This window comes from Affinirhizobium helianthi, from assembly GCF_042680945.1.
GTDB classification, from domain to species: domain Bacteria; phylum Pseudomonadota; class Alphaproteobacteria; order Rhizobiales; family Rhizobiaceae; genus Neorhizobium; species Neorhizobium helianthi.
Window position 1 is genome coordinate 54,410 of the sequence record NZ_JBHUEQ010000017.1, and the last position, 23,317, is coordinate 77,726.

Annotated in this window: 24 protein-coding genes; 12 read left to right on the plus strand and 12 right to left on the minus strand. The window is 59.5% G+C overall.

Annotated elements, in window-relative coordinates:
- Nucleotides 1–292: 292 nt before the first annotated feature.
- The 4 genes from ACFSE1_RS10320 to chrA all read right to left on the minus strand — a co-directional run bounded on the left by ACFSE1_RS10320 (nucleotide 293) and on the right by chrA (nucleotide 4,007).
- Nucleotides 293–541 carry a hypothetical protein gene (locus tag ACFSE1_RS10320; RefSeq protein WP_377400364.1) on the minus strand — a complete coding sequence of 83 codons (249 nt, stop codon included), beginning with the start codon at nucleotides 539–541 and terminating at the stop codon, nucleotides 293–295.
- A 117-nt stretch (nucleotides 542–658) separates the two neighbouring features.
- Nucleotides 659–1,669 (minus strand): bifunctional riboflavin kinase/FAD synthetase, encoded by a 1,011-nt coding sequence (locus ACFSE1_RS10325; RefSeq protein WP_377400367.1) that lies wholly within the window; start codon nucleotides 1,667–1,669, stop codon nucleotides 659–661.
- A gap of 13 nt (nucleotides 1,670–1,682) precedes the next feature.
- The gene (locus tag ACFSE1_RS10330; RefSeq protein ID WP_377400795.1) at nucleotides 1,683–2,531 is read right to left on the minus strand and encodes a TIGR01459 family HAD-type hydrolase; all 849 of its coding nucleotides are present in this window, start codon (nucleotides 2,529–2,531) and stop codon (nucleotides 1,683–1,685) included.
- Between the two features lie 99 nt (nucleotides 2,532–2,630).
- Complete coding sequence (chrA, locus tag ACFSE1_RS10335) at nucleotides 2,631–4,007, minus strand: chromate efflux transporter (protein ID WP_377400370.1); 1,377 nt, start codon at nucleotides 4,005–4,007, stop codon at nucleotides 2,631–2,633.
- Nucleotides 4,008–4,147: 140 nt separating this feature from the next.
- Between chrA and groES the strand changes: the two genes are divergently transcribed.
- Entirely contained in the window at nucleotides 4,148–4,444 is a 297-nt protein-coding gene (gene groES, locus ACFSE1_RS10340) for a co-chaperone GroES (protein ID WP_004109735.1), read from the plus strand.
- A gap of 175 nt (nucleotides 4,445–4,619) precedes the next feature.
- A complete protein-coding gene (groL, locus tag ACFSE1_RS10345) occupies nucleotides 4,620–6,257 on the plus strand; it encodes a chaperonin GroEL (protein WP_377400373.1) in 1,638 nt (545 codons plus the stop codon).
- 143 nt (nucleotides 6,258–6,400) lie between these two features.
- Here the strand turns inward: groL and ACFSE1_RS10350 are convergent, their stop codons facing one another.
- Complete coding sequence (locus tag ACFSE1_RS10350; RefSeq protein ID WP_377400376.1) at nucleotides 6,401–6,715, minus strand: hypothetical protein; 315 nt, start codon at nucleotides 6,713–6,715, stop codon at nucleotides 6,401–6,403.
- A 241-nt stretch (nucleotides 6,716–6,956) separates the two neighbouring features.
- On the opposite strand from ACFSE1_RS10350, the gene ACFSE1_RS10355 reads away from it, so the two are divergent.
- The gene (locus ACFSE1_RS10355) at nucleotides 6,957–7,403 is read left to right on the plus strand and encodes a DoxX family protein (protein ID WP_377400379.1); all 447 of its coding nucleotides are present in this window, start codon (nucleotides 6,957–6,959) and stop codon (nucleotides 7,401–7,403) included.
- 82 nt (nucleotides 7,404–7,485) lie between these two features.
- Here the strand turns inward: ACFSE1_RS10355 and hisG are convergent, their stop codons facing one another.
- From hisG to hisS, 3 genes are read right to left on the minus strand one after another with little or no spacing between them, the layout of a single operon-like run.
- Nucleotides 7,486–8,181, minus strand: a complete 696-nt coding sequence (gene hisG / locus ACFSE1_RS10360) for an ATP phosphoribosyltransferase (protein ID WP_377400382.1) — start codon at nucleotides 8,179–8,181, stop codon at nucleotides 7,486–7,488.
- Nucleotides 8,178–9,362: an ATP phosphoribosyltransferase regulatory subunit gene (locus tag ACFSE1_RS10365; protein WP_377400385.1), complete on the minus strand. Its 1,185-nt coding sequence runs from the start codon at nucleotides 9,360–9,362 to the stop codon at nucleotides 8,178–8,180. The genes hisG and ACFSE1_RS10365 overlap by 4 nt, the downstream gene beginning before the upstream one ends.
- 4 nt (nucleotides 9,363–9,366) lie before the next feature.
- On the minus strand, nucleotides 9,367–10,887 hold the full coding sequence (gene hisS / locus ACFSE1_RS10370; RefSeq protein WP_377400388.1) for a histidine--tRNA ligase: 1,521 nt from the start codon (nucleotides 10,885–10,887) through the stop codon (nucleotides 9,367–9,369).
- Between the two features lie 163 nt (nucleotides 10,888–11,050).
- Between hisS and ACFSE1_RS10375 the strand changes: the two genes are divergently transcribed.
- The 4 genes from ACFSE1_RS10375 to ACFSE1_RS10390 all read left to right on the plus strand — a co-directional run bounded on the left by ACFSE1_RS10375 (nucleotide 11,051) and on the right by ACFSE1_RS10390 (nucleotide 13,473).
- Nucleotides 11,051–11,800: a hypothetical protein gene (locus tag ACFSE1_RS10375; protein WP_377400391.1), complete on the plus strand. Its 750-nt coding sequence runs from the start codon at nucleotides 11,051–11,053 to the stop codon at nucleotides 11,798–11,800.
- Nucleotides 11,801–11,846: 46 nt separating this feature from the next.
- Nucleotides 11,847–12,227: a hypothetical protein gene (locus ACFSE1_RS10380; protein WP_377400394.1), complete on the plus strand. Its 381-nt coding sequence runs from the start codon at nucleotides 11,847–11,849 to the stop codon at nucleotides 12,225–12,227.
- Between the two features lie 55 nt (nucleotides 12,228–12,282).
- The gene (gene copM / locus ACFSE1_RS10385) at nucleotides 12,283–12,651 is read left to right on the plus strand and encodes a CopM family metallochaperone (RefSeq protein WP_377400398.1); all 369 of its coding nucleotides are present in this window, start codon (nucleotides 12,283–12,285) and stop codon (nucleotides 12,649–12,651) included.
- 93 nt (nucleotides 12,652–12,744) lie between these two features.
- Nucleotides 12,745–13,473: an HAD family hydrolase gene (locus tag ACFSE1_RS10390; protein WP_377400401.1), complete on the plus strand. Its 729-nt coding sequence runs from the start codon at nucleotides 12,745–12,747 to the stop codon at nucleotides 13,471–13,473.
- Here the strand turns inward: ACFSE1_RS10390 and ACFSE1_RS10395 are convergent.
- Complete coding sequence (locus ACFSE1_RS10395) at nucleotides 13,447–14,076, minus strand: DNA-3-methyladenine glycosylase I (protein ID WP_377400404.1); 630 nt, start codon at nucleotides 14,074–14,076, stop codon at nucleotides 13,447–13,449. The two genes, ACFSE1_RS10390 and ACFSE1_RS10395, sit on opposite strands and share 27 nt — an antisense overlap.
- A 206-nt stretch (nucleotides 14,077–14,282) precedes the next feature.
- On the opposite strand from ACFSE1_RS10395, the gene ACFSE1_RS10400 reads away from it, so the two are divergent.
- Together ACFSE1_RS10400 and ACFSE1_RS10405 are read left to right on the plus strand one after the other, a co-directional pair.
- Nucleotides 14,283–15,131, plus strand: coding sequence for a L,D-transpeptidase (locus ACFSE1_RS10400; RefSeq protein ID WP_377400407.1), 849 nt, complete (start codon nucleotides 14,283–14,285; stop codon nucleotides 15,129–15,131).
- A gap of 121 nt (nucleotides 15,132–15,252) precedes the next feature.
- Complete coding sequence (locus tag ACFSE1_RS10405) at nucleotides 15,253–15,942, plus strand: L,D-transpeptidase (protein ID WP_377400410.1); 690 nt, start codon at nucleotides 15,253–15,255, stop codon at nucleotides 15,940–15,942.
- Between the two features lie 143 nt (nucleotides 15,943–16,085).
- On the opposite strand, the gene glcF is transcribed toward ACFSE1_RS10405, so the two are convergent.
- Genes glcF through ACFSE1_RS10420 form a run of 3 tightly spaced genes read right to left on the minus strand, consistent with a single transcriptional unit; the run spans nucleotide 16,086 to nucleotide 20,023 of the window.
- A complete protein-coding gene (glcF, locus tag ACFSE1_RS10410; protein WP_377400413.1) occupies nucleotides 16,086–17,375 on the minus strand; it encodes a glycolate oxidase subunit GlcF in 1,290 nt (429 codons plus the stop codon).
- Between the two features lie 3 nt (nucleotides 17,376–17,378).
- On the minus strand, nucleotides 17,379–18,587 hold the full coding sequence (glcE, locus tag ACFSE1_RS10415) for a glycolate oxidase subunit GlcE (RefSeq protein ID WP_377400416.1): 1,209 nt from the start codon (nucleotides 18,585–18,587) through the stop codon (nucleotides 17,379–17,381).
- On the minus strand, nucleotides 18,584–20,023 hold the full coding sequence (locus ACFSE1_RS10420) for an FAD-linked oxidase C-terminal domain-containing protein (RefSeq protein ID WP_377400419.1): 1,440 nt from the start codon (nucleotides 20,021–20,023) through the stop codon (nucleotides 18,584–18,586). The genes glcE and ACFSE1_RS10420 overlap by 4 nt, the downstream gene beginning before the upstream one ends.
- Nucleotides 20,024–20,288: 265 nt before the next feature.
- On the opposite strand from ACFSE1_RS10420, the gene ACFSE1_RS10425 reads away from it, so the two are divergent.
- The 3 genes from ACFSE1_RS10425 (at nucleotide 20,289) to ACFSE1_RS10435 (ending at nucleotide 23,231) form a co-directional block, all read left to right on the plus strand.
- Complete coding sequence (locus ACFSE1_RS10425) at nucleotides 20,289–20,792, plus strand: NUDIX hydrolase (RefSeq protein WP_377400422.1); 504 nt, start codon at nucleotides 20,289–20,291, stop codon at nucleotides 20,790–20,792.
- A 107-nt stretch (nucleotides 20,793–20,899) separates the two neighbouring features.
- Nucleotides 20,900–22,441, plus strand: coding sequence for an inorganic phosphate transporter (locus ACFSE1_RS10430; protein WP_377400798.1), 1,542 nt, complete (start codon nucleotides 20,900–20,902; stop codon nucleotides 22,439–22,441).
- 49 nt (nucleotides 22,442–22,490) lie between these two features.
- Nucleotides 22,491–23,231 (plus strand): 16S rRNA (uracil(1498)-N(3))-methyltransferase, encoded by a 741-nt coding sequence (locus ACFSE1_RS10435; protein ID WP_377400425.1) that lies wholly within the window; start codon nucleotides 22,491–22,493, stop codon nucleotides 23,229–23,231.
- Nucleotides 23,232–23,317 lie beyond the last annotated feature (86 nt).

Consider the following 23,317-nt stretch of genomic DNA (forward strand, 5'->3'; position numbering starts at 1 on the left):
CCTCGAACTGAATAAGGGGAGAGCGAGAAGCGTCTGGCGGCCATCACAAGCGCCTCAGAGGCGCAAACGAGCCGGGAAACGCCAAAAACCCGGACCTTCCGGCGGGCCATCAGGCCGCGCGAAAGGCCGGGCCAATAATTCGAAGCGTGCTTATTGGCGTAAGCTTTGTCATCGGGCGGTTGTTTAAGCGGTTTTGCCCGGAAAGAAAAGAGAAGAGTCCGGCCCGTAAAAGAAAGAAACGGAATGCGCCAGCCCTGTCCGGCCAACGCACTCCGCCTCATCGATCGAAAATTCAGGCAGCGCGGGATAGAGTGTTCTGGCCGCTCATCAGCTCAACCACTGCGGAAGCGGGAGCGCGGCGAATATCCCTTTGGTCCTTGCTTACAAGTGTCGCATATTTCAGCGCTGCTTCCTCACTGGCGAAAAGACCGCCAAAGCGATTGGCTTCATCCTGAAGGACCCAGTAGCCGTGCTGGTCGCGGCCAATGGTAAAACGGGGAGAAGACCGGAAATTCGAACGCTGATTTGCACATTCACTCATGACACGCACTCCTTCTGATCAAAGGCCGCACACCATGCCCGGCCATGAAGGCGCGTGTTTTAGCGCATTTGCCGCCAGAAAGCCTATGTCTTTCTGCATTCCTGTCATGCGCAAGGATCAGAGGCCGCTTGCCAGCGGCACCTTGGCGGCAAAGGCAATGGTCTGATCCACTTCGCTGAGGGGCGTGACGCCGGAAAGAAGCGCCCGCGCCTCCTCCTCATCCCGCTTCATCTGCGCGACCAGCGGATCGAGGCCATCGAATTTCAGCTCAGGCCGCAGATAGCCAAAGAAGGAAACGGCGGCAATTTCGCCATAAAGGCTTCCCGAAAAGCCAAAAACGAAGGTTTCCAGAAGCGGCGCGCCGTTATCCGTCACCGTTGGGCGACGGCCGTAGCTTGCCACGCCATCGAAGATCTCTCCGTTCTGCCTGCGGAACCGCACCGCATAAATGCCGGGTTTCAGGCCAGCTTCCGCGGCTATGCGCATATTGGCCGTGGGATAACCCAACTGGCGGCCAAGCTTTTCGCCATGCACCACTTCCGCTTCCACCGTGTAGCGATAACCAAGCAGGCCCGCCGCCTGCACCACATCGCCTTGCGCCAGGCAATCGCGAATGCGGCTCGAGGAAATCACCTCGGCATTCTCATCGCGATAGGCATCGACCAGCGATACATCGAAGCCGTGGCGGCGACCGGCTTCCATCAGGAAGGCGGGTCCGCCTTCGCGCCCACGCCCGAAGTGGAAATCGAAGCCTGTGACCACGGCACTGGCGGCAAGCCAATCCACCAGTACGGCCTGCACGAATCCTTCGGCGCTGCGCTTTGAAAACTCCTGGTCGAACGGATATTCGAGAACAGCATCGAAGCCCATTGCTTCCAGAAGGCGCGCTTTCAACGGCGCGGGGGTCAGCCGGTAGACAGGCTGATCGGGCTTGAACAATGTGCGCGGGTGCGGCTCGAAGGTGAGCACAAGGGCGGGCACGCCCCGGGCTTTTGCAACCTCCAGCGCCTTTTCCAGCACGCTGCGATGGCCGCGATGCACACCATCGAAGTTACCGATGGCAATCACACCGCCCTTCAAGGTCTCGGGCAGCGCTTCCTTTTGTTCGTTGCGGTGAAACACGGTCATCAATCAAGATCCATCAGGCCAGACGCGGCATCCACCATTTCGGTGTTGCGCCCTCACGCTTCAGGTAGGCGTTCAGAATGGCCTCGTCGGTTTCGCCATTGACCGTGTATTCCGCCGCGTGAATGCCGCCGGAAATGTAGAGAAGATCCAGACCGTAGGAGAGCGCGCCCCTCACATCGGTTGGCATGCCATCGCCCACCGCAATCACTCTGGACAGATCCACCTCGCCCTTGATCTCGCGGGCAGCGGCAAGGGCCGCATCATAGATGGAGGTGTGCGGCTTTCCGGCAATGCGGGTCGATCCGCCGAGCTGCTCGTAATAGGCAGCCACGGCGCCGGAACAGGGAATCATGCGGTGGCCGCGCTCGACGATGAGGTCAGGATTGGCGCAGATCAGCGGCGCGCCCTTGGCTACGAAGCGCGTCAACATGTCATGATAATCTTCCGGAACCTCTTTCTCGTCATCGAAGAAGCCGGTGCATACGATGCCGTCTGCATCCTCCTCGCCGGTTACCTCGACATCGAGGCCGTCAAACAACGGCATATCGCGCTCCGGACCGATCAGGAAAACCTTGGCGGGGCCTTCGGCGATAAGCTTGCGCGTGACATCCCCGGAGGTGACAATGCGGTCATAGGTGCCTTCCGGCACGCCCATCTCACGCAACTGGCTGATAACGCCCGGTGCCGGACGGGGAGAATTGGTGATGAGAACAACCGCAAGCCCCGCCTGACGCGCAGCCGCCAATGCGGCGGCGGCGGCGGGAAACACGTCAACGCCGTTATGCAGAACCCCCCATACATCGGACAGGACAACGTCATAGCCTGTCGTGATTTCGCCAAGGGTAGTGATGCGCTTTGCCATAACAATCCGGTCTGTTCTGAATGCCTTGCCTGCTGACATGGCAAAGCTGAAGGCCAATGGCAAGGAGTTTCAACCTCAGTATCGTCTCAAGCGCACACCTCAGATGCCGCTATAGCGCCAGATCATGCCGAGACCCGCGCAGAGAAGAAGCACCTTCACCATGCCGATCTTCAAGCGCATCAACAGAAATGCCGACAGGGCAAACAGCCCAAGAGCACCGAGATTGACGGAGGCAAAATCCGGCCACCAGAGACCGGCCCCACTCTGCCAGCCCTGAGGAAACAGCGGATAGCGCGTGACCTGAGCAAAAATCACATGCAGGCCGAACCAGAGCGCGAGATTGCCAATGACACCCACCACGGCAGAGGTAATGGCAGACAGGGCTGCCGAAATACGCGCATTATCCTTCAGCCTTTCGATGAAAGGTGCCCCGGCAAAGATCCAGATAAAGCTTGGAACGAAGGTGGCCCAGGCCGTCAGCAATGCGCCGATAATGCCGCCGAGCACCGGATCGAGCCCCGGCACGCCGCGAAAGCCGACGAGATAGCCGACGAAGGAGAGCACCAGCACCAGCGGGCCAGGTGTGGTTTCCGCCAATGCCAGCCCATCCACCATCTCCCCCGGTTTCAGCCAGCCGTAGTTTTCCACCGCCACCTGAGCCACATAGGCCAGCACCGCATAGGCACCGCCGAAGGTGACGAGCGCCATCTTCGAAAAGAAGGCAAACATATCGGCCAGACCTTCTGCGCCGGACAGGAACCAGAGCACCAGAAGCGGCAATTGCCAGACCGCGACCCAGAAAAGCAGGGATACCAGCCCACGTCCGATGGAGGCGTGCCAGCCCGCCGCCTGCTGCGGCATGGAAGGCGGCATGGAGGCTGGAGCGCCTCCAGCACGGCTTTTCCAATAGCCAAGCAAGCCAGCGCCGAGAACCACCAGCGGGAACGGCAGGGCGAAGACGAAAAGCGCCAGAAAGGCGCAAACGGCGAGAATGACCTGAAAGCGCGTTTTCAGCGTTTTTCCCGCAAGCCGCACCATGGCCTGCACGACAATGGCAAGCACGGCCGCCTTCAGCCCGAAGAAAAGGCCGCCAAGCCACTGCGCATCCTGATAGAGCGCATAGGCTGTGGACAGTGCGATGATGACGGCAAGACCGGGCAGTACGAAGAGCAGGCCGGCGACGATGCCGCCGCGCACGCCATACATCATCCAGCCAATATAGGTGGCGAGCTGTTGCGCCTCCGGCCCCGGCAGCAGCATGCAATAGCTCAGCGCATGGAGAAACCGCTTCTCATCCACCCAGGCGCTCTCTTCCACCAGAGCCTTGTGCATCAGCGCGATCTGACCGGCAGGCCCGCCGAAGCTCAGAAAGCCTATTTTTGCGAAAACCCTGAAAAACTCGGCAAATTCGGGCTTTGGCGCAGCGGTGATCGCATCATCTGCCTGCCAGGAGGAGGCGCGAAAAGAATCCGACATTTTTTGCCCCTGCTAGTTCTTGACTCGTCGGCAGCTCGATCTTATCTCTGCGCCGCTAGCACTCGAAAGAGGTGAGTGCTAACAGCAGGGATGCGGGTCTCTTAAAACCCGTCAATGTCATTTGATCGAGGGAATAGACAATGGCAAGCACCAATTTCCGCCCGTTGCACGATCGTGTTGTCGTTCGTCGCGTCGAATCTGAAGAGAAGACCAAGGGTGGCATCATCATTCCTGACACCGCGAAGGAAAAGCCGCAGGAAGGCGAAATCGTCGCCGTCGGTTCCGGCGCTCGCGATGAGTCCGGCAAGGTTGTCGCGCTCGACGTCAAGGTTGGTGATCGTGTTCTGTTCGGCAAGTGGTCCGGTACGGAAGTCAAGCTCAACGGCGAAGACCTTCTGATCATGAAGGAAGCCGACATCATGGGCATCATCGGCTGATTTTCGCCGACTGGCGCATCGGCGCGAAAGTCAGGTTCGATTTTCGTAAAGCACGATGCCGAGGTTCATGAAGTTAGAGCGTCCTTTGTGCAGCCATATGGATGTACGGCGCTCTAAATCGTCCACCACAAGATTGAACGACAGTGAGCTTGCACAGCTCTGAGGAGTTTTAAAAATGGCAGCTAAAGAAGTAAAATTCGGCCGCACCGCACGCGAAAAGATGCTGCGCGGCGTCGACATTCTCGCTGATGCCGTCAAGGTAACGCTCGGCCCGAAGGGTCGTAACGTTGTTATCGACAAGTCCTTCGGCGCTCCGCGCATCACGAAGGACGGTGTATCGGTCGCCAAGGAAATCGAACTGGAAGACAAGTTCGAAAACATGGGCGCCCAGATGGTCCGCGAAGTTGCGTCGAAGACCAACGACATCGCAGGCGACGGCACCACCACTGCAACCGTTCTTGCCCAGGCTATCGTTCGCGAAGGCCAGAAGGCTGTTGCAGCCGGCATGAACCCGATGGATCTGAAGCGCGGTATCGATCTGGCCGTTGCTGAAGTCGTCAAGGACCTGCAGGCCAAGGCAAAGAAGATCAACACCTCTGAGGAAGTTGCTCAGGTCGGTACGATCTCCGCTAACGGCGACACGCAGGTTGGCCGCGACATCGCGGAAGCCATGCAGAAGGTTGGCAACGAAGGCGTTATCACCGTCGAAGAAGCCAAGACCGCTGAAACCGAGCTGGAAGTCGTCGAAGGCATGCAGTTCGACCGTGGCTACCTCTCGCCTTACTTCGTCACCAACCCTGAGAAGATGGTTGCTGACCTGGAAGACGCTTTCATTCTCCTCCACGAGAAGAAGGTTTCCAACCTGCAGGCTATGCTGCCGGTTCTCGAAGCCGTTGTTCAGACGGGCAAGCCGCTCCTCATCATCGCTGAAGATGTTGAAGGCGAAGCTCTTGCAACGCTGGTTGTCAACAAGCTGCGTGGCGGCCTGAAGATTGCTGCCGTCAAGGCTCCTGGCTTCGGCGATCGCCGCAAGGCCATGCTGGAAGACATCGCAATCCTGACCGGCGGTACCGTGATCTCCGAAGATCTCGGCATCAAGCTCGAGAACGTCACGCTCGACATGCTCGGCCGCGCCAAGAAGGTTTCGATCTCCAAGGAAAACACCACGATCGTTGACGGTGCTGGCCAGAAGGCTGACATCGAAGGCCGCGTCGCACAGATCAAGGCCCAGATCGAAGAAACCTCTTCCGACTACGACCGCGAAAAGCTGCAGGAGCGCCTTGCAAAGCTCGCTGGTGGCGTTGCCGTTATCCGCGTTGGCGGTGCAACGGAAGTGGAAGTGAAGGAGCGCAAGGATCGTATCGACGACGCTCTGAACGCGACCCGCGCTGCTGTTCAGGAAGGTATCGTACCGGGCGGTGGTACTGCTCTCTTGCGTTCTTCCACGAAGATCGCCGTCAAGGGTGCAAACGACGACCAGGAAGCTGGCATCAACATCGTTCGCCGCGCTCTGCAGGCTCTGGTTCGCCAGATCGCAGACAATGCTGGTGACGAAGCTTCTATCGTTGTTGGCAAGATCCTCGAAAAGAACGAAGACAACTTCGGCTACAACGCTCAGACCTCTGAGTATGGCGACATGATCGCCATGGGTATCGTTGACCCGGTCAAGGTTGTTCGCACCGCTCTGCAGAACGCAGCATCCGTTGCTTCGCTGCTGATCACGACGGAAGCCATGATCGCAGAACTGCCGAAGAAGGACGCTCCGGCAATGCCAGGCGGCATGGGCGGAATGGGCGGCATGGACATGATGTAAGACCTGCGGGTCTTTACATCTGAGCCATCCGGTTCAGTGATTGGAAGGGCGTCGGGAAACCGGCGCCCTTTTTGTGTTGTCCAAGCGCGGTCACAAAGCTGTTAGACGAGGCTTACGGAACTGTGCGCCTCACTCTGGAAAGCTCAATAATAGCCGTAACCATTATGGCTCTTGCGGTAGATGTTGCGAGAGGCGCGGTCCTGCATGCGCTCGATCTGGCGGCGCTCTTGCCGTGTCACATAGCCATCGCGTGCGGCACGAGCTTGTGCGCGATCAATGCGTTGCTGCTGGCGCATGAGCCTATGGGCTTCGCGTGGCGTCAACTCACCCTGGCGCAGAGCACGGTTGATGCGATGCTCCTGACGATATTCCCTCGCCTCCGAGCGATAGGTCTGCGCAAATACAGGCACCGAAGATACCATGACCAGAGCCAGTGCACTGATGATGAGCTTTTTCATGAGTCTCTCCTTCCAATCTTTATTTTATTAGAGACAGGATGAAGTAGCGCGGCTGAATGTGAGATGAAGTCGTCATTCATGAAGTTGTTCGATCACGACGGCTCACGCTGCGCTCACAGTCATGTTGTCAACTATTATCAAACAATCCGTCTTCGACTGTTCATCTTTCTTGCTGCGACGTTCTGGCGCATAGTCCGTCCATCAAGTTTCAACGCCGCCACGGCAAATCTGGAGACATCCTATGTCCACCACCAATAATGCGCTGATCCTCGTTGCGCGCATTCTGCTCTCCTACATGTTCATTACATCGGGCTTCGGCAAGCTGGCTGATCCGGCTGGTACGGCTGGCATGATTACCGGCGCTGGCCTTCCTGCGGCGACTGCTCTTGCCTACCTCGCCGGCGCATTTGAACTGGTTGCCGGTCTTGCCGTTCTGGTTGGCTTCCAGACCAAGATCGTTGGTTTCGCGCTTGCGGCCTTCTGCATCTTCACCGGCGCTGTCTTCCATTCCGGCACCATCGCTGTTCCTGGCTGGCCGGATGCGGCTCTCGGCTGGCTGAACACGCTGAACGGCATCATGATGATCAAGAACTTCACGCTGGCGGGCGCTTACATTCTGCTCGCCACTGTTGGCGCTGGTGCATTCTCCATCGATGCTCGCCGTGGCGCTGCCCCTGCCATCGCATAAATCAAGTCTGACCTCCCAGACATGAAGAACCCGCCGGAAGCAACTTCCGGCGGGTTTCTTTTTATTCAGCGAAGTGTTGTTTTTAAAGTGCTGCCTGAACGGCCTTCGTGATGCGGGCGACGGTTTCATTGCCCTCATGCTCCGGCTTTCTGGCGCGTACGAGACAGGCTTCCGAGCGCAGGATCACGCCATCGGAGAGAAGCTTCAGATGGTTCGCCTTCAGCGTGGAGCCGGTGGAGGTGATATCCACGATGATATCCGCCTGCCCTGCCGCTGGTGCGCCTTCCGTGGCACCAAGGCTCTCGACAATACGATAGAGCTGAATGCCGTGGCTGTGGGAAAAATGCTGCTGCGTGAGCCGCCAGTATTTGGTAGCAATCGCAAGGCGGCGACCATGGCGGGAGCGGAATTCCGCGGCCACATCGCCAAGGTCTGCCATGGTTTCCACATCGAGCCAGATATCCGGCACGGCCACCACCACATCCGCATGACCGAAGCCAAGACGTGCGGCAATTTCCACGCGCTTATCCGCTTCCGCCAGACCTTCGCGAATGAGGTCTTCGCCGGTCACGCCGAAATCGACCGTACCGTTTCCGATCTCGCGGGAAATTTCCGAGGCTGAGAGGAAGGCGATCTCGACATCGTCAAAGCCTTCAACACGACCGCGATAGGAGCGGTCATTGCCAACGGCGACGATCTTCATGCCCGCCCGTTCGAACACAGCAGAGGCATCGTCCTTCATTCGGCCCTTGGAGGGCAGACCGATGGTAATGGTCATCGAAGTTCTCCGCTCTTGCGCGTCGATTCCGCCCGAAAACCGGCATCCACTTTTCGGATCGACGCGCCCTCCAATGCTTTCTCAATCCGGTCCAGCCACATGGAAAAACCGACGGCTGGAATGTGATCTTTCGCGCCAAGCAGGGTCAGCATCCGGTCATAGCGACCGCCACCCACCAGCACATCATGGTCACCGCGCACGGTTATTTCGAACACGAGGCCAGTATAGTAATCGAGTGGACGACCGAAAGCGGCCCGCCAGGTGATATCCGCCAGCGAAGCGCCTGCCTTTGCCAAGGCCGCGACACGTGCGTCGAAGCCCGCAATCGCCTCATCCAGCGGCAGACCGGCAGAGCGGGCAAAATCCGCCAGAACGCCCGGCGCATAGCGCAGCGATACATTGATGGAGAGGAATTCCTTCAGCGCATCGAGCTTTGCAGTATCCAGCGACGCGCCAGCCAGCAGCCGCTTTTCCTTCAGGCGGCGCACGATTTCTTCCGGTGTACGGCTGGCATTGGTGAGATAGCCGGTGCGCTCCATCTCATCCTTCAGGTGCAGTGTAAGCCCCGCGTCATCGCCAGCTTCCAGCAGCATTTCCACTTCAGGCGACAAACCGGCGACAGGTTGCGGCTTGGCCAGACGCGCAATCATCGCTTCCAGCACATCGGTCTGGCCGAAGGCGCGCACCAGGCGACGCTGCCAGCCGGAAGGCAGGCCAAGAGCCGCGACAACCGCCTCGAAAACAGCCTGATCGCCAATGGTGACCGCAAAGGCGCGGCCCGGCAAAATCTGTTGCAGACAGGCCAGCGCGTCCGCCACGCTGCGGGCATCGGCAGTCGCTGCATCCTTTTCGCCGAGATCTTCAATACCCGCCTGATAGAACTCGTTTGCCCCTTCGCGGCGCTGGCGAAACACCTGCCCCAGATAGGAATAACGCTTTGGTGTGCCGGTTGCGGTTTCGATATGGCGCAGACAGACCGGAATGGTGAATTCCGGGCGCAGGCAGAGGCTGTCTCCCCGCTCACTCTCAGTCAGGAAAATCCGGCGGCGCAGATCCTCACCCGCCATATCCAGAAAGGGTTCGGCGGGCTGAATGACCGGCGTATCCACGCGCGAGGTGTTGCGGGCAGCAAACTCCGCCAGGATCGTTTCGGCAAAATCCGGCATATCGGTCAGGGGCATGGGCTCAGGCGCCCTTCGCCCGGCGACGATCTTCTGCCTGGGCTGCAAGAATTTCCTTCACCTTCGCCACCAGCTCCGCTTCCGGCACCATGACCTGCGCCACACGCGCCTCGCGCCATTCGGCATTATCGGTGATTTCGCCGGACAGGCGTTTGCCTTCGATCAGATCCTTGATCTGCACCACGCCCTCAGCGCGTTCATCGCCGCCCTGAATGATGGCAATCGGCGCGCCGCGACGGTCGGCATATTTCAGCTGGTTGCCGAACTTCTTCCAGTTGCCCTGATACATTTCGGCGCGAATGCCCTCATTACGCAGCGCCTGCGTGAAGCGCTGGTAGCGCCCCATGGCCTCCACATCGCCATCCATAACGGTGACGAGAACCGGCGCCAGAACCTCATCCTGCCCCAGCTTGCCGAGGTTCTTCAGCGCCGTCATCAGGCGCGAGACACCGATGGAAAAGCCCGTGGCCGGAACCGGCTGCCCCATGAAACGGGAGACGAGACCATCATACCGCCCGCCACCACCCACGGAACCGAAGACGACCTTTTCGCCCTTCTCATTGGTGACGTCGAAGGTGAGTTCGGCCTCATAGACCGGGCCGGTATAGTATTCGAGGCCGCGGACGACGGAGGGATCGATCTTGATGCGGGAGGCATCATAGCCTGCGCTGGTGACCAGTGCGCCAATGGTGTTGAGTTCCTCAACGCCTTCTGCGCCCTTGGAGGTTCCGGCAACCATTTCGGCCAGTTCAGCCGCACTTTCCGCATAGTTCTTGATGCCGACGAAGAAGAGTACCTTCTGGATCTGCTCCTCGTTCAGCCCTGCACCCTTGGTGAAGTCGCCGCTCTCGTCCTTGCGGCCTTCGCCGAGCAGCAGCCGCACCCCTTCCGGGCCGAACTTGTCGAGCTTATCGATGGCGCGCAGCACGTTCAGGCGACGCGCCGCATTTTCATCGCCGCCAAGGCCGATGGCTTCCATCACGCCATCCAGAACCTTGCGGTTGTTGACGCGGATCACGTAATCCCCGCGTTTGATGCCGAGTGCTTCCAGCGTATCGGCCATCATCATGCACATTTCTGCGTCCGCGTTCACGCCCGGTGCGCCAACGCTGTCGGCATCGAACTGCATGAACTGGCGGAAGCGGCCCGGGCCGGGCTTTTCGTTGCGAAATACATAGCCTGCGCGATAGGTGCGGTAAGGCAGCTGGATTTCGTTGAAGTTTTCCGCCACATGGCGGGCCAGCGGCGCCGTCAGGTCGTAGCGCAGCGACATCCACTGGTCGTCATCGTCGGTCAGCGAGAAGACGCCTTCGTTCGGGCGGTCGCTATCGGGCAGGAATTTGCCCAGCGCATCGGTATATTCGAACAACGGCGTCTCGATCGGGTCGAAGCCGTAACGCTCGTAGACTTCGCGGATTTTCGCAACCATTTCATTGGTGGCATGGATATCGGTGGCTGTCCGATCGACAAAACCGCGCGGCAGGCGGGCCTTCAGTTTCTGCTGTTTTTGCTTCTTGTCGCTCATGATCGTCTTCCATTGCCACGGCTCTTCGGAAAAGCCGAATTTTGAGCGGTTTCTTAGAGGATGGCGCTGCAAGCGGCAAGGGCGAAGGGTAGAACTACGGTGCCCTTGCGGATATAAATGCCCGCCAATTCGACGCTTTCTCTCCCTCAACCTTGCAAGGCCCATGATTCTAGAAGCCCTGAACTATGGTGCAAGCTGGCCGCTGACGCCTGCCACCTTTCGCCCGCATGTTTCTTCATCCGTGCGGCTGTGGGCGCGGGCGCGGCGCTGCGCAAAACATTGGGCCGCGCATGAGGCACAGTCGAAGGCGCATATGCTCGCCGCCCTCAAAGAGCTGAAGCAGCGCCGCACGGCGGTGGTTCTGGGCTCCGGTCTGTTGCGCGATGTGCCGATCCGGGAACTGATTGCGGCTTTCGATACGGTCGTCCTCGTCGATCTGGTGCATCTGGCCAGCATTCGCGCCTGGGCGGCCCTGAACGGAAAGAAGAAGCTGCGGCTGATCTCCCGCGATTTATCCGGTCTCGATGTGGCAAGAACGGGCCAGATGCCGGAACCGCTCTCTTTCCTGCGGCAGGTGCCTTATCTGGATTTCGTGGTCTCCGCCAATCTTCTCTCGCAGATCGGCGTTGGCGCGCGGCGCGTGCTGGAAGCCGAAAGACGCGATGCGGATGCCATTCTGCCGCTGATGATCCGCGCCCATCTGGAAGGGCTGGCCGCCCTGCCCTGCAAAAGCTGCATCGTGACCGATGTGGATTATGAAATGCGCAACCGGCAAGGCGATCTGCTGGAACAAGGCGATCTTTTGGCAGGGGTTGCGCCGCCAAAAGCAGTGTCCACCTGGGAATGGACGGTTGTTCCCTTCGGCGAGATGAGCCGCGACAGCATTGCCGTGCATCGCGTGATCGCCGCATAAGGCAATCACGCATGTGAACAGAAATTCACTTGCCAAGTGCGGCAGTATGTCTAACTCTCTTCGCATGCGCCGTTTTTCCGTGCTTGCAATGTTTATGAGCCTTTTGCTGCAGCTTGCCATGCCTGCCATGGCCATGCCTGTGCCGCAGGCCATGAGCCAGAGGGAGCACGGCGCGCATGATCATTCCGGCCATCATGACAAGACGGAGCTTAACAGGGCCGAGCGTGAGCAAACGCCGCAAGTGCCGCATTGCCCGCTGGCCGCTCCTGGCTGCACCATTGCCATGTGCATGGTCTGCACTGCTCTGCCGCCTCTGGTTCCCGTGGCCGATGCCCCAGGCGCTGTTGGCGGCGCACCGGCACCGGATCTGGTTCAACCTCTGGCGCAATCCACGCCGCGTCCGCTTCTGCCGCCGCCACGCGCCTGATTCTGTTTTTCTTAAACGAAGAGAATAGGTTCAATCGCTTACGGAGAAGATGACCATGAACATCTCAACCCTTTCCGCTGCCGTTCTGGCACTTGGCCTCCTTGCTTACCCTGCCCTTGCGCAGGACATGAAGGGACATGACGGACACGCCGCCATGGCTACGGATGGCTCTGCCTCTACCAAGGCTTTCGAAAAAGCCAATGCCGACATGCACAAGAACATGATGATCACGTTCAGCGGCAAGACGGATGTGGATTTCGTGCGGTCCATGATCCCGCACCATCAGGGTGCCATTGACATGGCCCGGATCGAACTTGAGCACGGAAAAGACCCGGAAATCCGCAAACTGGCCGAAGAGGTGATCCAGGCGCAGGAAGCGGAAATCAAGATGATGAAGGAATGGCTAGCCAAGAACGACAAGTAATCGCAATTCCATGCAATGGTCCGCATCGCGGGCCATTGCCTTGCCGGAGATGGCGGATACCTTAGGAGGCTGACTGTTCAGGGAGGTTTTGCCATGACATCGCGCCCGTTAACGGTGATCGGCTTCGATGCCGACGACACCTTGTGGCAGAACGAGCAGTTCTACAAACTGACGGAACAGAGCTTTCGCGAGCTTCTGGCAGACTATGCCGAAGGTGAGCTGGTCTCCGAGCGGCTCCTGGAGGCCGAACGGCGCAACCTTGCCCATTACGGTTTCGGCATCAAAGGCTTTACCCTCTCCATGATCGAGACCGCGCTGGAAGTCACCGATGGCAAGGTGCCCACCAAAGTGGTGGGCAATATTCTGGACATCGGGCGTGAATTGCTGAAACACCCGGTGGAATGCCTGGCGAATGCCCGCACGGCGCTGGAAGCCTTGCGCGGCCAGTATTTTCTCGTGTTGATCACCAAGGGCGACCTGTTCGATCAGGAGCGGAAGCTGGCGCAATCCGGGCTCGGCGATTTCTTCGATGCGGTGGAGATTGTCTCGGACAAGACCGCCACCACCTATCGTCGCATTTTCGGCAAGCATGGCGAAGGGCCGGAACGCGCCATGATGGTGGGCAATTCATTGAAATCGGATGTGGTTCCAGCCCTCGCCTCCGGCGCCTGGGGTGTGTTCGTGCCACATGAACTGACCTGGGTTCTGGAACACGTAGAAAAGCCGACGGAGGCACCGCGTTTCCGAGAAATACTCGACCTTGGCGAACTGCCGGCGCTGATCGACCAGCTCTGCTCAGGGGCGAATGAAGGACGCGCGTAAGGCTTCGATTTCCGGCTGCTTGTAGCAGCCATCCAGATGATCGTTCACCAGCCCCATGGCCTGCATGAAGGCATAGACGGTGGTGGGGCCAACGAAGGTCCAGCCTCGTTTCTTCAGATCCTTGGAAAGGCGCACCGACACCTCTGTCGTGGGGTTGGCGCGCAGCGTTTCCAGATCCATCACCGCCGGACGCTGCTCCTTCTTTGGTTCGTAAGACCAGAAGAACCGCGCCAGCGAGCCGAATTCCTCGCGCAGTTCGATGGCACGGCGGGCATTGTTGATGGTGGAATTGATCTTGCCGCGATGGCGGATGATGCCCGCATCGGCAACCAGACGCTCGACATCCCCTTCATCGAAACTTGCTACCTGATGAAAATCGAAGCCGGCAAAGGCCGCGCGAAAATTCTCCCGCTTGCGCAAAATCGTCAGCCAGGAAAGGCCGGACTGGAAGCCTTCAAGACAGATTTTCTCGAACAGCCGCACATCATCCGTCACCGGATGGCCCCATTCATCATCGTGGTAGCGTTGGTAATCCTCCAGATTCTGGTGCCAGAAGCAGCGGCAGCGGCCATCCATGCCCTCAATAATGCCCGGCTTCACCATTCAACACCTCATTTCCAGCACCCGCGATGCATTCGTTCAGCAGGCATCAACCATATTTGCGAACCAGCAATTAACCTTGCTGAAAGCTTTCGCGCAATCCGCGCATTCGAACCACCCGAAATTTACCATTCGCTTGGCTCTTCCGCGTCAGGGTCTCTGCCACATTGAATGCCACAGATGCAATTGCAGCAAGAGGATTGGAGCCGATGGCGAAGAAAGCCATGATGTTGATCAGTGCCGCGATGATCGGCCTCATCTCTGCAGAGGCTAAGGCCAATGATCGCTACCGGGAGCGCCCGCCGGTGGTTGTCAGCCCGGATCTCAGCGCCCCGTGGGTCATGCAGCTGGGTGGGCAACCGCGCCCACCGGCAGGTTATCGCGTTCAAGCCGTGCGGCCGCAGGTCAGAGACTATCGCGACCCCTCAACGCGCAATGCGGGCCAGCAGCGCTCCGTCTACCAGCAGCGCCAGCCGGCCTATGTGGTGCCGCAAACGCAATCCACACGGCTTCGCACCGACCGTAGCTTCGTGGATCGTCCAGCCCGCGCGCCCGTTCAGGCCGCTGCCATGCAGCGCGTACCTGTCATGAAGGGAAACATCGAGCCGCAATTCCTGCCACAAATGGTTTCCTACCAAACCCAACATGCACCGGGCACCATTGTCATCGATACCAACAACCGCTTCCTTTATCTCGTGATGGAAAACGGCCAGGCCAAGCGCTATGGCGTGGGCGTTGGCAAGCCGGGCTTCGAATGGGCAGGCACCCACAAGGTAACCCGCAAGGCGGAATGGCCGAGCTGGCACCCGCCGAAGGAAATGATCGCGCGTGAAGCGGCCAAGGGCCATTATCTGCCAGCCTCCATGCAGGGCGGGCCTGAAAATCCGCTGGGCGCGCGGGCGCTCTATCTCGGCTCCACGCTCTACCGCATCCACGGCACCAATGCGCCCTGGACCATTGGCAGCGCCGTCTCCTCCGGCTGCATTCGCATGCGCAATGAAGATGTGACCGACCTTTATGGTCGCGTTCCGGTGGGCACGAAGGTTATCGTGATGTAAATGCCGCAACCGGGGTGGAGAAATTGCCTTTTGCCAAGGCATTTTCACCCCGGATACTTGCTTTTAAAATGTATCCGGCAAATTCTCGGCTTGGTTGTTTTTAAGCAAACTGGGGATGGGGATGAAACTGACAAGAACGGGCATGGCCTTCATGCTTGCGGCTTCCACGCTGCTGGCCTTTACCGAGACGGCTGCGGCCTTCACGCGCGCGGTTGAACCGACACGTGGCGCCAGCAATGTGACACAGGTTGTTCAGCGCAAGCAGGTGGATGAAAAGTTCCAGCGCCGCGTGGTGAGACTGACCACCAATGAAGCCCCCGGCACCATCATCATCGATACCAACAACAAGTTCCTCTACTTCGTCGAGAGTAACAATCGCGCCACCCGTTACGGTGTGGGCGTTGGCCGCGAGGGCTTCGGCTGGTCCGGTGTCGTCACCATTGGCCGCAAGCAGGAATGGCCGGAATGGCGTCCGCCCAAGGAAATGATTGCCCGTGAGGCACGCAAGGGCCATATCCTGCCGACCGTGCAGAAGGGTGGCGAAGATAATCCTCTCGGCGCCCGCGCCATGTATCTCTACAAGGGCGGGCGTGACACGATCTTCCGCATTCACGGTACCAACCAGCCCTGGACGATTGGTCTCAACATGTCATCCGGCTGCATCCGCATGATGAACAAGGATGTGGAGCATCTTTATGCGCGTGCTCAGATCGGCGCGAAAGTCATCGTGATCGGCCCAGGCAACAAACAAGGCAATGTCGCCTTCGAAGATCGCGGCATCGATATTCTGCGCACGATTTTTGGTGGGTAGAGCATTTACCTGAGAAAAGTGTGTAGCGGTTTTCCGTCCGGAAATGCGTAAATACAAAGAGTTAGAGCGGTTCGGCGTTCTCGTAAAAGAATGACCCGCTCTAAGACAAACTGCGGCGGCGGAGCAATTCGCCGCCTGCTCAGTCAGCCGAGCTTTTCCGGCTTCGGCCCACCATAGGCCCAATCCAGCAATTCCACGGTGTGAAGAATGGGCATATCCGTGCCGCTGCCGATCTGCGTGATGCAGCCTATGTTGCCGGTTGCGATGACATCGGCCTTCGTTGCCTCGATATTCTTCACCTTGCGGGCCTTCAACTGGGCGGAGATCTCCGGCTGGAGAATATTGTAGGTTCCGGCAGAACCGCAGCAGAGATGGCCTTCCGCCGGATCGCGGACGGCAAAACCCGCCTGACGCAAAAGCGCCTTTGGTTGAAGGGTAATCTTCTGTCCATGCTGCATGGAACAGGCGGAATGATAGGCCACGGTCAGCCCACGGCTGTCCTGCTTCGGCAAATCCAGCGTCGCAAGGTATTCGGTTATATCCTTTGCGAGAGCTGAAACGCGCTGTGCCTTTTGCGCATAGGCAGGATCAAGCCGCAGCATGTGCCCGTAATCCTTGATGGTGGTGCCACAGCCGGAAGCGGTGATGATGATGGCATCCAGCCCGCCGGATTCGATCTCGCCAATCCAGGCATCGACATTCCTGCGGGCAAATTCCAGCGCCTGTTCCTCACGCCCCATGTGGTGAACCAGCGCGCCGCAACAGCCCTCCCCTTGCGGGCGGACGATCTCCACGCCGAAACGGGTCAGCAGCCGCTCCGCCGCCTCGTTGATACGCGGATCGAGCACCGGCTGGGCGCAGCCCGAAAGAATGGCCACGCGCCCCTTCACCTCGCCCGTCACCCTTGGGCGGGGTGCATCGGAAGCAGCGGCCAGGCTTTGCGGCGCAAGGTCCAGCATGGCGGAAAGCGGTTTGGCAGAGCGAAAACCGGCAAACACAAAGGCAAAGGGCCGCCCCAGCTGGGCTGCCTTCAACGCCAGACGAAACCGCTTCGGGTAGGGCAGAATGCCTGCCAGCAGCGCACGGATAAACCGATCCATCAGCGGTCTGCGATAGGTCTTTTCCACATGCACACGCGCATTGTCGATCAGGTGCATATAGTCCACGCCGGAGGGACAGGTGGTCGTGCAGGCAAGACAGGAAAGGCATCGATCCAGATGGGTCACGACCTGGCTATCGGCAGCGCGACCATTTTCCAGCATATCCTTGATGAGATAGATGCGCCCACGCGGGCTATCCAGCTCGTTGCCGAGCGTCACATAGGTGGGACAGGTGGCCGTGCAGAAGCCACAATGGACGCAGCGCCGAAGGATCGCCTCGGACTCGGCCACATGCGGATCGGCAAGCTGTTCGGCGGTAAAATTGGTCTGCATCGCTCAGTCCCTCGCCATCTTGCCGGGATTGAAAATTCCCTGCGGATCGAATTTTTCCTTTACCCGCCGCGACAGCAATGCCACGGCACTTGGCAAGGGCTCGAAGCTGTCGCACCAGGAGCGCATCTCCTCGCTCGCTCTCAACAGGTTGGCATGGCCGCCGCCAATCTGGTGCATGACATGGCGCACCAGTTCCGCCTCAGGCTCCGCTTCCATCCGCATCCACACCAGTCCGCCCTGCCAATCGTAAAAGGCGTCGATCCCTGCCTCCAGGCGCAGCGCCGCCACCATCTGGAAGCCGGAACTGGGGGCGACGGAGACACGCCACAAAGGCTTTTGCGTTCCATCGCAATAGGGGCGGACGTCGCGGATCTCCTGCCAGAGAAGGGTGCTTTCCTCCGCATCGAGACGAGAGACAGGCCCGAGCTGTCGCATCGCCTGTTCCAGCTTGTCTGCCCGAACGGTGACAGAAGCAGGCAAGCCCTCCAGCCGCAGAACCGTGGCGGCACCCTCCGGCAGCATCCCATTGACGAAACGGCTACGCACACTCTCCGGCAGATGGGCAGCACCGGACACTTCAACCGGAAGACCCATGGCAATTGCCATGGCGCGCGCCGCCTCGGCATCCTCCAACCCGCTCAACACAATCGTCTGCTGATCCTGTGGGCGTGGCAGAACACGGAATGTGACTTCGCTCAGGAATGCCAGCGTTCCAAACGAGCCCGCCAGCAGCTTGACCAAATCGAGCCCGGTGACGTTTTTCATGACACGGCCACCGGCACGCAACACCTCGCCCCGCCCGTTGATGAAGCGCAGACCGAGCAAGCTGTCACGCGCGGCACCGGCGACGAAGCGGCGCGGGCCAGAGGTATTGGTGGCAAAGACGCCGCCAATCGTCGGCTCACCTTGCGTCCCCATCATGCCGCGATGGTCGGCCGGTTCGAAAGCCAGCATCTGCCCATGCTCGGCCAGGGCATCCTCCACGTCCGTCAAGGGTGTGCCGGAGCGTACCGTCATGACCATTTCCGCCGGATCGTAAGCCACAATGCCGGAAAGTCCGGCAGAGCGCAGAACCGCATCGGCCTGAACGGCATTGCCGAAGCCGGAGCGCGTATTGCCTCCCGCTATGGAGAGCGTACGCTTTGCCTCGGCACAGGCGCGGATCATATCCGCCGCCTCATCTTCGCGTGTGGGAACAAGCAGATTGCTCATGCGGCAGGCCGTCCATCCAGCGGGAACACTTTGGAAGGGTTCAGCAGCCATTGCGCATCGAAGGCCGCGCGCACCGCCATCTGTTGATCCAGTTCCGCCTGGCTGTACTGGTGGCGCATCAGATCGCGCTTTTCGATGCCAACACCGTGTTCTCCGGTGAGGCAGCCGCCCGCATCCACGCAAAGCTTCAGGATTTCATTGCCCGCCGCTTCCGCCTTTGCCGCCTCCACCGGATCATTGGCGTTGAAGAGGATCAGCGGATGCATGTTGCCATCGCCGGCATGAAAGACATTGGCAACGCGCAGGCCAAAGCTCTGAACGATCTCTGCCGTGCGCTTGAGCACATGAGACAGCTGGCTGAGCGGTACGGTGCCATCCATGCAGATGTAATCGGCAATGCGGCCCGTAGCACCGAAGGCGGATTTTCGCCCCTTCCAGATGAGAGCCGCTTCCGTCGCCGACTGGCATTCGCGAACCGTCTTCACGCCATGGCGACGGGCGATTTCGACAATGCTTGCCAGCATGGCCTCCATTTCGGCTTCGGACCCCTCCACCTCGACAATCAGCAGCGCCTCGACATCCAGCGGATAGCCCGCCTTGGCAAAGGCTTCGCAGATTTCGATGGCGGGCTTGTCCATGAACTCGATGGCGACCGGGATGATGCCTGCGCCAATGACATCGGCCACGCAGGCACCGGCCTCTTCCGAACTGTTGAAACCGAAGAGAACCGGCCTTGCCCCTTCCGGCCGCGCCAGGATACGCACTGTCGCCTCGCTCACAATGCCGAGCTGTCCTTCGGACCCGCAGACCAGGCCGAGCAGATCGTAACCGGCGCTATCCAGATGCTTGCCGCCAAGATCGATCACCGTGCCATCCGTCAGCACCATTTTCACGCCGAGCAGATTATTTGTGGTGACACCATATTTGAGACAGTGCGCGCCGCCGGAATTCATGGCCACATTGCCGCCGATGGTGCAGGCAAGCTGCGAACTGGGGTCAGGCGCATAGAAAAATCCATCCGGCCCCACCGCATCCGAAATGGCAAGATTGGTCACACCGGCCTGCACCGTGGCCGTGCGGGCAAAGGTATCGACCTCCAGTATTCTGTTCATCCGCGAAAGGCCGATCACCACGGCATCTTCCTGGGGAATGGCGCCGCCACACAGAGATGTGCCCGCCCCGCGCGGCACGACCGGCACGCCATAGCGGTGGCAATATTTCAGAATGGCCGCAACCTGCGCCGTGGTGCGCGGCAAAGCGACCGCAAGCGGCAGGCGGCGATAGGCAATGAAGGCATCCGTCTCAAAGGGCACCAGCTCGCGCGCCTCATGCACCAGACAATCCGGCGGCAGAAGGTCTGCCAGATCCGAGATGATCGTAGCGCGGCGAGAGAGCACCGCCTCCCTTGGTTTCAGAAATGAAATGGCATCAGACAAAGCCGCCTCCCCCGTCCTCTTTCTCACATTCCTGTCATCTTTGGGCACTGCCAGCAACCGTGCCGATGCCGGTCATTGGCTTCATATGCATCAGTTACCATATAAAGCTGGGTAGCCGGTTAAGGCTGATGCAACTTATGTCACCTACAATCTGTTTGTGGAGGACGGTGCTGCAACCGCTAATAAAGCACAATTGCCATTGAACAGCTGTGCAAAGCATGATTCAAGTTAACCATGTCCTCTTTGAAAAGGAGCCACACGCCAAGTGAGCCTTTTAAGCCGAATAGCCCGTAATCTGATGCTGATGATGCGGCGTCCGCCGCGTCAGCAATATGCTGCGCTTTGCTATCGGGTCGATCCTATTCTGGGTCTTCAGGTTCTGCTCCTCACAAGCCGTGAAACGCGGCGGTGGGTTATCCCCAAGGGGTGGCCCATGAAGGGGAAGAAGGCGCATGTGGTGGCCGAAATCGAATCCTGGGAAGAGGCTGGCGTCAAGGGCAAGGCAGAAAAGCAGCCATTTGGCTATTATGCCTATCTCAAGAAGCTGAAAACCGGGCTGAAAGTGCCGGTGCGCGTTCAGGTCCACCCGCTCCAGGTGGAGAACGTGCTCGATGAGTTTCCCGAAATGGGAACGCGCGACCGCGTCTGGACCGATTGCCGCGATGCGGCGTCTCGCGTGCAGGAGCCGGAATTGCGCAATCTGATCCTTGCATTTGCCAATCGACCGGCTAACAGGGTACCGGCAAAGGTTAAGGCGGTTGGCCGCTGATTGCCTGAGCTTTTCTTGCCGCAACGGTCGATGAGCGCAGCCGTTCTGCGATCGTCTAACAAGCAGTCGGGAATGAATGCGTGGAGCGTGATGGAACAAAATCGCCTCTGGATGGACAGGGAACACACGCTTCCCCTGCCGCCACGCTTGGGCGTAAGCAGACACTGGACAAGGATCTGGAGAAGATCAATCTGGTGGAAGATGCTTCCCGTCATCTTGGGCGCCGCCTTGCGGCTCCCGGTGCAGCCCTGCTTTTCATTGTCGGCGTCGTGCTGGTGGCGCTTGCCACCCTCAGCGGTCATCCCAGCAGCCTGATCGCCGTGACGGCGGCGGTTCTGGCCGCCTATATGGCCATGAATATCGGCGCCAACGATGTGGCCAACAATATTGGCGCCGCCGTTGGCGCGCGCGCCCTCAGCCTTGGCATGGGCCTGGCCATCGCCGCCTTCTGCGAAATCGCTGGCGCCCTGATTGCGGGCAACAAGGTGGCAGGAACGATTGCAAACGGCATCATTCACACCGAAATGCTGGCCAGCCCGGAACATCTGGCCCTTGCCATGATGGCCGCCCTGCTGGCCGCCGCCGCCTGGATCAATATCGCAACCTGGATTGGCGCGCCGGTTTCCACCACCCATGCCATTGTGGGGGGCGTACTGGGGGCAGGCATTGCAGCGGCAGGTTTCAACGCCGTTCAATGGCAGGTCGTCGGGGCCATCGCGATCAGCTGGCTGCTCTCCCCGCTTCTGGGGGCCATGGTTGCCATTGCGGTGCTCGCCTTCATCAACAGTTTCATCATCTACGTACCGGACAAGCTGGCGGCGGCACGCCGCTGGGTGCCGGTGCTCATGGGCCTGATGTTCGGAGCCTTCACCACCTATATGGTGCTGGTTCTGCCCGATGATATCATCATGATGACCAGGCTGAACGCCTCGCTGGCCGGACTTGTCACGGGCATCGGCGTCTGGTTCGTCAGCAGACCCCTGATTGCCCGCAAATCGGCGGGCCTCGAAAACCGTGAGCGCTCGCTCCGCGTCCTGTTCCAGTTTCCGCTGGTCATCTCTGCCGCATTGCTGTCCTTCGCGCACGGCACCAATGATGTGGCGAATGCCATCGGGCCGCTGGCCGCTGTCGTCGCAGCCCTTCAGCAAGGCCCCGTGGTGGGGCAGAGCCACATACCGTTCTGGGAACTGGCCATCGGCGGCGCTGGCATTTCCATCGGCCTGCTTCTGTTTGGGCCAAGGCTGGTCAACCTCGTGGGCAAGGGCATCACCAAGCTTAACCCCATACGCGCCTACTGCGTGGCGCTTTCTGCCGCCATGACGGTAATCCTGGCCTCCAGCATCGGCGCACCAGTCAGCTCCACCCACATTGCCATCGGCGCCGTGTTTGGCGTCGGCCTGTTCCGCGAATGGTATAATCGCCATTCCAGCCGCAGGCAGCGCTATCTGGCCATGCGCGCCGAAGAGCAGGCCGTTTCAGCAAAGCCGCGCCCCAGGCACAAGGATGTCAATATCGATGAGGTGAAGCGCCGCTATCTGGTTCGGCGCTCGCATCTGCTGACCATCATTGCCGCGTGGACGGTCACCGTTCCGCTATCGGCGGCCCTTGCGGCTGGCGTAACGATGATTATGTTCCGGCTTTTCGCCTGAGGCATTTCCGGCAAATGCCGACCTTCAAGGATTGAGAGCAGGTTTACCCATGCGCGCCAATTTCCGCATGCAGCGGCTTTATCTTGCACAGCCGCTCCACCCCGGAGCCTTCATGGAGGCCTCCTCCGAACAGTTCAATTACCTGGTCAACGTTCTGCGCATGCAGGAGGGCGACGAGGTGCTTGTCTTTAACGGGCAGGATGGGGAATGGCGTGCCACGCTGTCCTTCCCCAGCCGCAAGAAGCTGATGCTGACGGCTGTGGAGCAGACGCGCCAGCAAACGCCGCTTCCCGACCTGCACTATCTCTTTGCGCCGCTCAAAGTGGGTCGACTAGATTATCTGGTACAAAAGGCGGTGGAGATGGGAGCCGGTTTGTTGCAACCCGTGATGACCCAGCACGTGCAAGGCAAGATCACCAATCTGGACCGGCTGCAGGCCAATGTGATCGAGGCGGCGGAACAATGCGGCATTTTGTCCGTGCCGGAGGTGAAGGCACCCGTGCGGTTGAAAGATCTGCTGGAGACCTGGGACGGCGCGCGCCGCATCATCTACTGCGATGAAGGGGAAGAAAGCCAGAACCCCCTGCCCGTTCTGAACAATGTGCGCGAAACCAGTCTTGCCCTTCTCGTGGGGCCGGAAGGCGGCTTTTCGGAGGAGGAGCGCAGCCTTCTCCGCGCGCTTCCCTTCGTGACGGCCATTCCCCTTGGCCCGCGCATCCTGCGGGCCGATACAGCCGCCGTTGCAGCACTTGCCGTGGTGCAGGCCGCTTTGGGCGATTGGCGGTGTTAGCACGCTGGCGCAGGACCGCTGATTAGTTTTAAAAGAAATTCACTTGCACCGTGCTTAGTTCCGGTACAAGCAGCCACATTCTGCGG

Coding starts and splice junctions, on each gene's coding strand:
- ACFSE1_RS10405 (WP_377400410.1), top strand. CDS start 15,253: ATGAAACTGACAAGAACGGGCATGGCCTTCATGCTTGCGGCTTCCACG.
- groL (WP_377400373.1), top strand. CDS start 4,620: ATGGCAGCTAAAGAAGTAAAATTCGGCCGCACCGCACGCGAAAAGATG.
- ACFSE1_RS10400 (WP_377400407.1), top strand. CDS start 14,283: ATGGCGAAGAAAGCCATGATGTTGATCAGTGCCGCGATGATCGGCCTC.
- ACFSE1_RS10350 (WP_377400376.1), bottom strand. CDS start 6,715: ATGAAAAAGCTCATCATCAGTGCACTGGCTCTGGTCATGGTATCTTCG.
- ACFSE1_RS10325 (WP_377400367.1), bottom strand. CDS start 1,669: ATGACCGTGTTTCACCGCAACGAACAAAAGGAAGCGCTGCCCGAGACC.
- ACFSE1_RS10395 (WP_377400404.1), bottom strand. CDS start 14,076: ATGGTGAAGCCGGGCATTATTGAGGGCATGGATGGCCGCTGCCGCTGC.
- hisS (WP_377400388.1), bottom strand. CDS start 10,887: ATGAGCGACAAGAAGCAAAAACAGCAGAAACTGAAGGCCCGCCTGCCG.
- groES (WP_004109735.1), top strand. CDS start 4,148: ATGGCAAGCACCAATTTCCGCCCGTTGCACGATCGTGTTGTCGTTCGT.
- ACFSE1_RS10375 (WP_377400391.1), top strand. CDS start 11,051: ATGATTCTAGAAGCCCTGAACTATGGTGCAAGCTGGCCGCTGACGCCT.
- ACFSE1_RS10435 (WP_377400425.1), top strand. CDS start 22,491: ATGCGCGCCAATTTCCGCATGCAGCGGCTTTATCTTGCACAGCCGCTC.
- ACFSE1_RS10330 (WP_377400795.1), bottom strand. CDS start 2,531: ATGGCAAAGCGCATCACTACCCTTGGCGAAATCACGACAGGCTATGAC.
- glcF (WP_377400413.1), bottom strand. CDS start 17,375: ATGCAGACCAATTTTACCGCCGAACAGCTTGCCGATCCGCATGTGGCC.
- copM (WP_377400398.1), top strand. CDS start 12,283: ATGAACATCTCAACCCTTTCCGCTGCCGTTCTGGCACTTGGCCTCCTT.
- ACFSE1_RS10380 (WP_377400394.1), top strand. CDS start 11,847: ATGTCTAACTCTCTTCGCATGCGCCGTTTTTCCGTGCTTGCAATGTTT.
- ACFSE1_RS10355 (WP_377400379.1), top strand. CDS start 6,957: ATGTCCACCACCAATAATGCGCTGATCCTCGTTGCGCGCATTCTGCTC.
- chrA (WP_377400370.1), bottom strand. CDS start 4,007: ATGTCGGATTCTTTTCGCGCCTCCTCCTGGCAGGCAGATGATGCGATC.
- ACFSE1_RS10320 (WP_377400364.1), bottom strand. CDS start 541: ATGAGTGAATGTGCAAATCAGCGTTCGAATTTCCGGTCTTCTCCCCGT.
- hisG (WP_377400382.1), bottom strand. CDS start 8,181: ATGACCATTACCATCGGTCTGCCCTCCAAGGGCCGAATGAAGGACGAT.
- ACFSE1_RS10365 (WP_377400385.1), bottom strand. CDS start 9,362: ATGCCCCTGACCGATATGCCGGATTTTGCCGAAACGATCCTGGCGGAG.
- glcE (WP_377400416.1), bottom strand. CDS start 18,587: ATGAGCAATCTGCTTGTTCCCACACGCGAAGATGAGGCGGCGGATATG.
- ACFSE1_RS10390 (WP_377400401.1), top strand. CDS start 12,745: ATGACATCGCGCCCGTTAACGGTGATCGGCTTCGATGCCGACGACACC.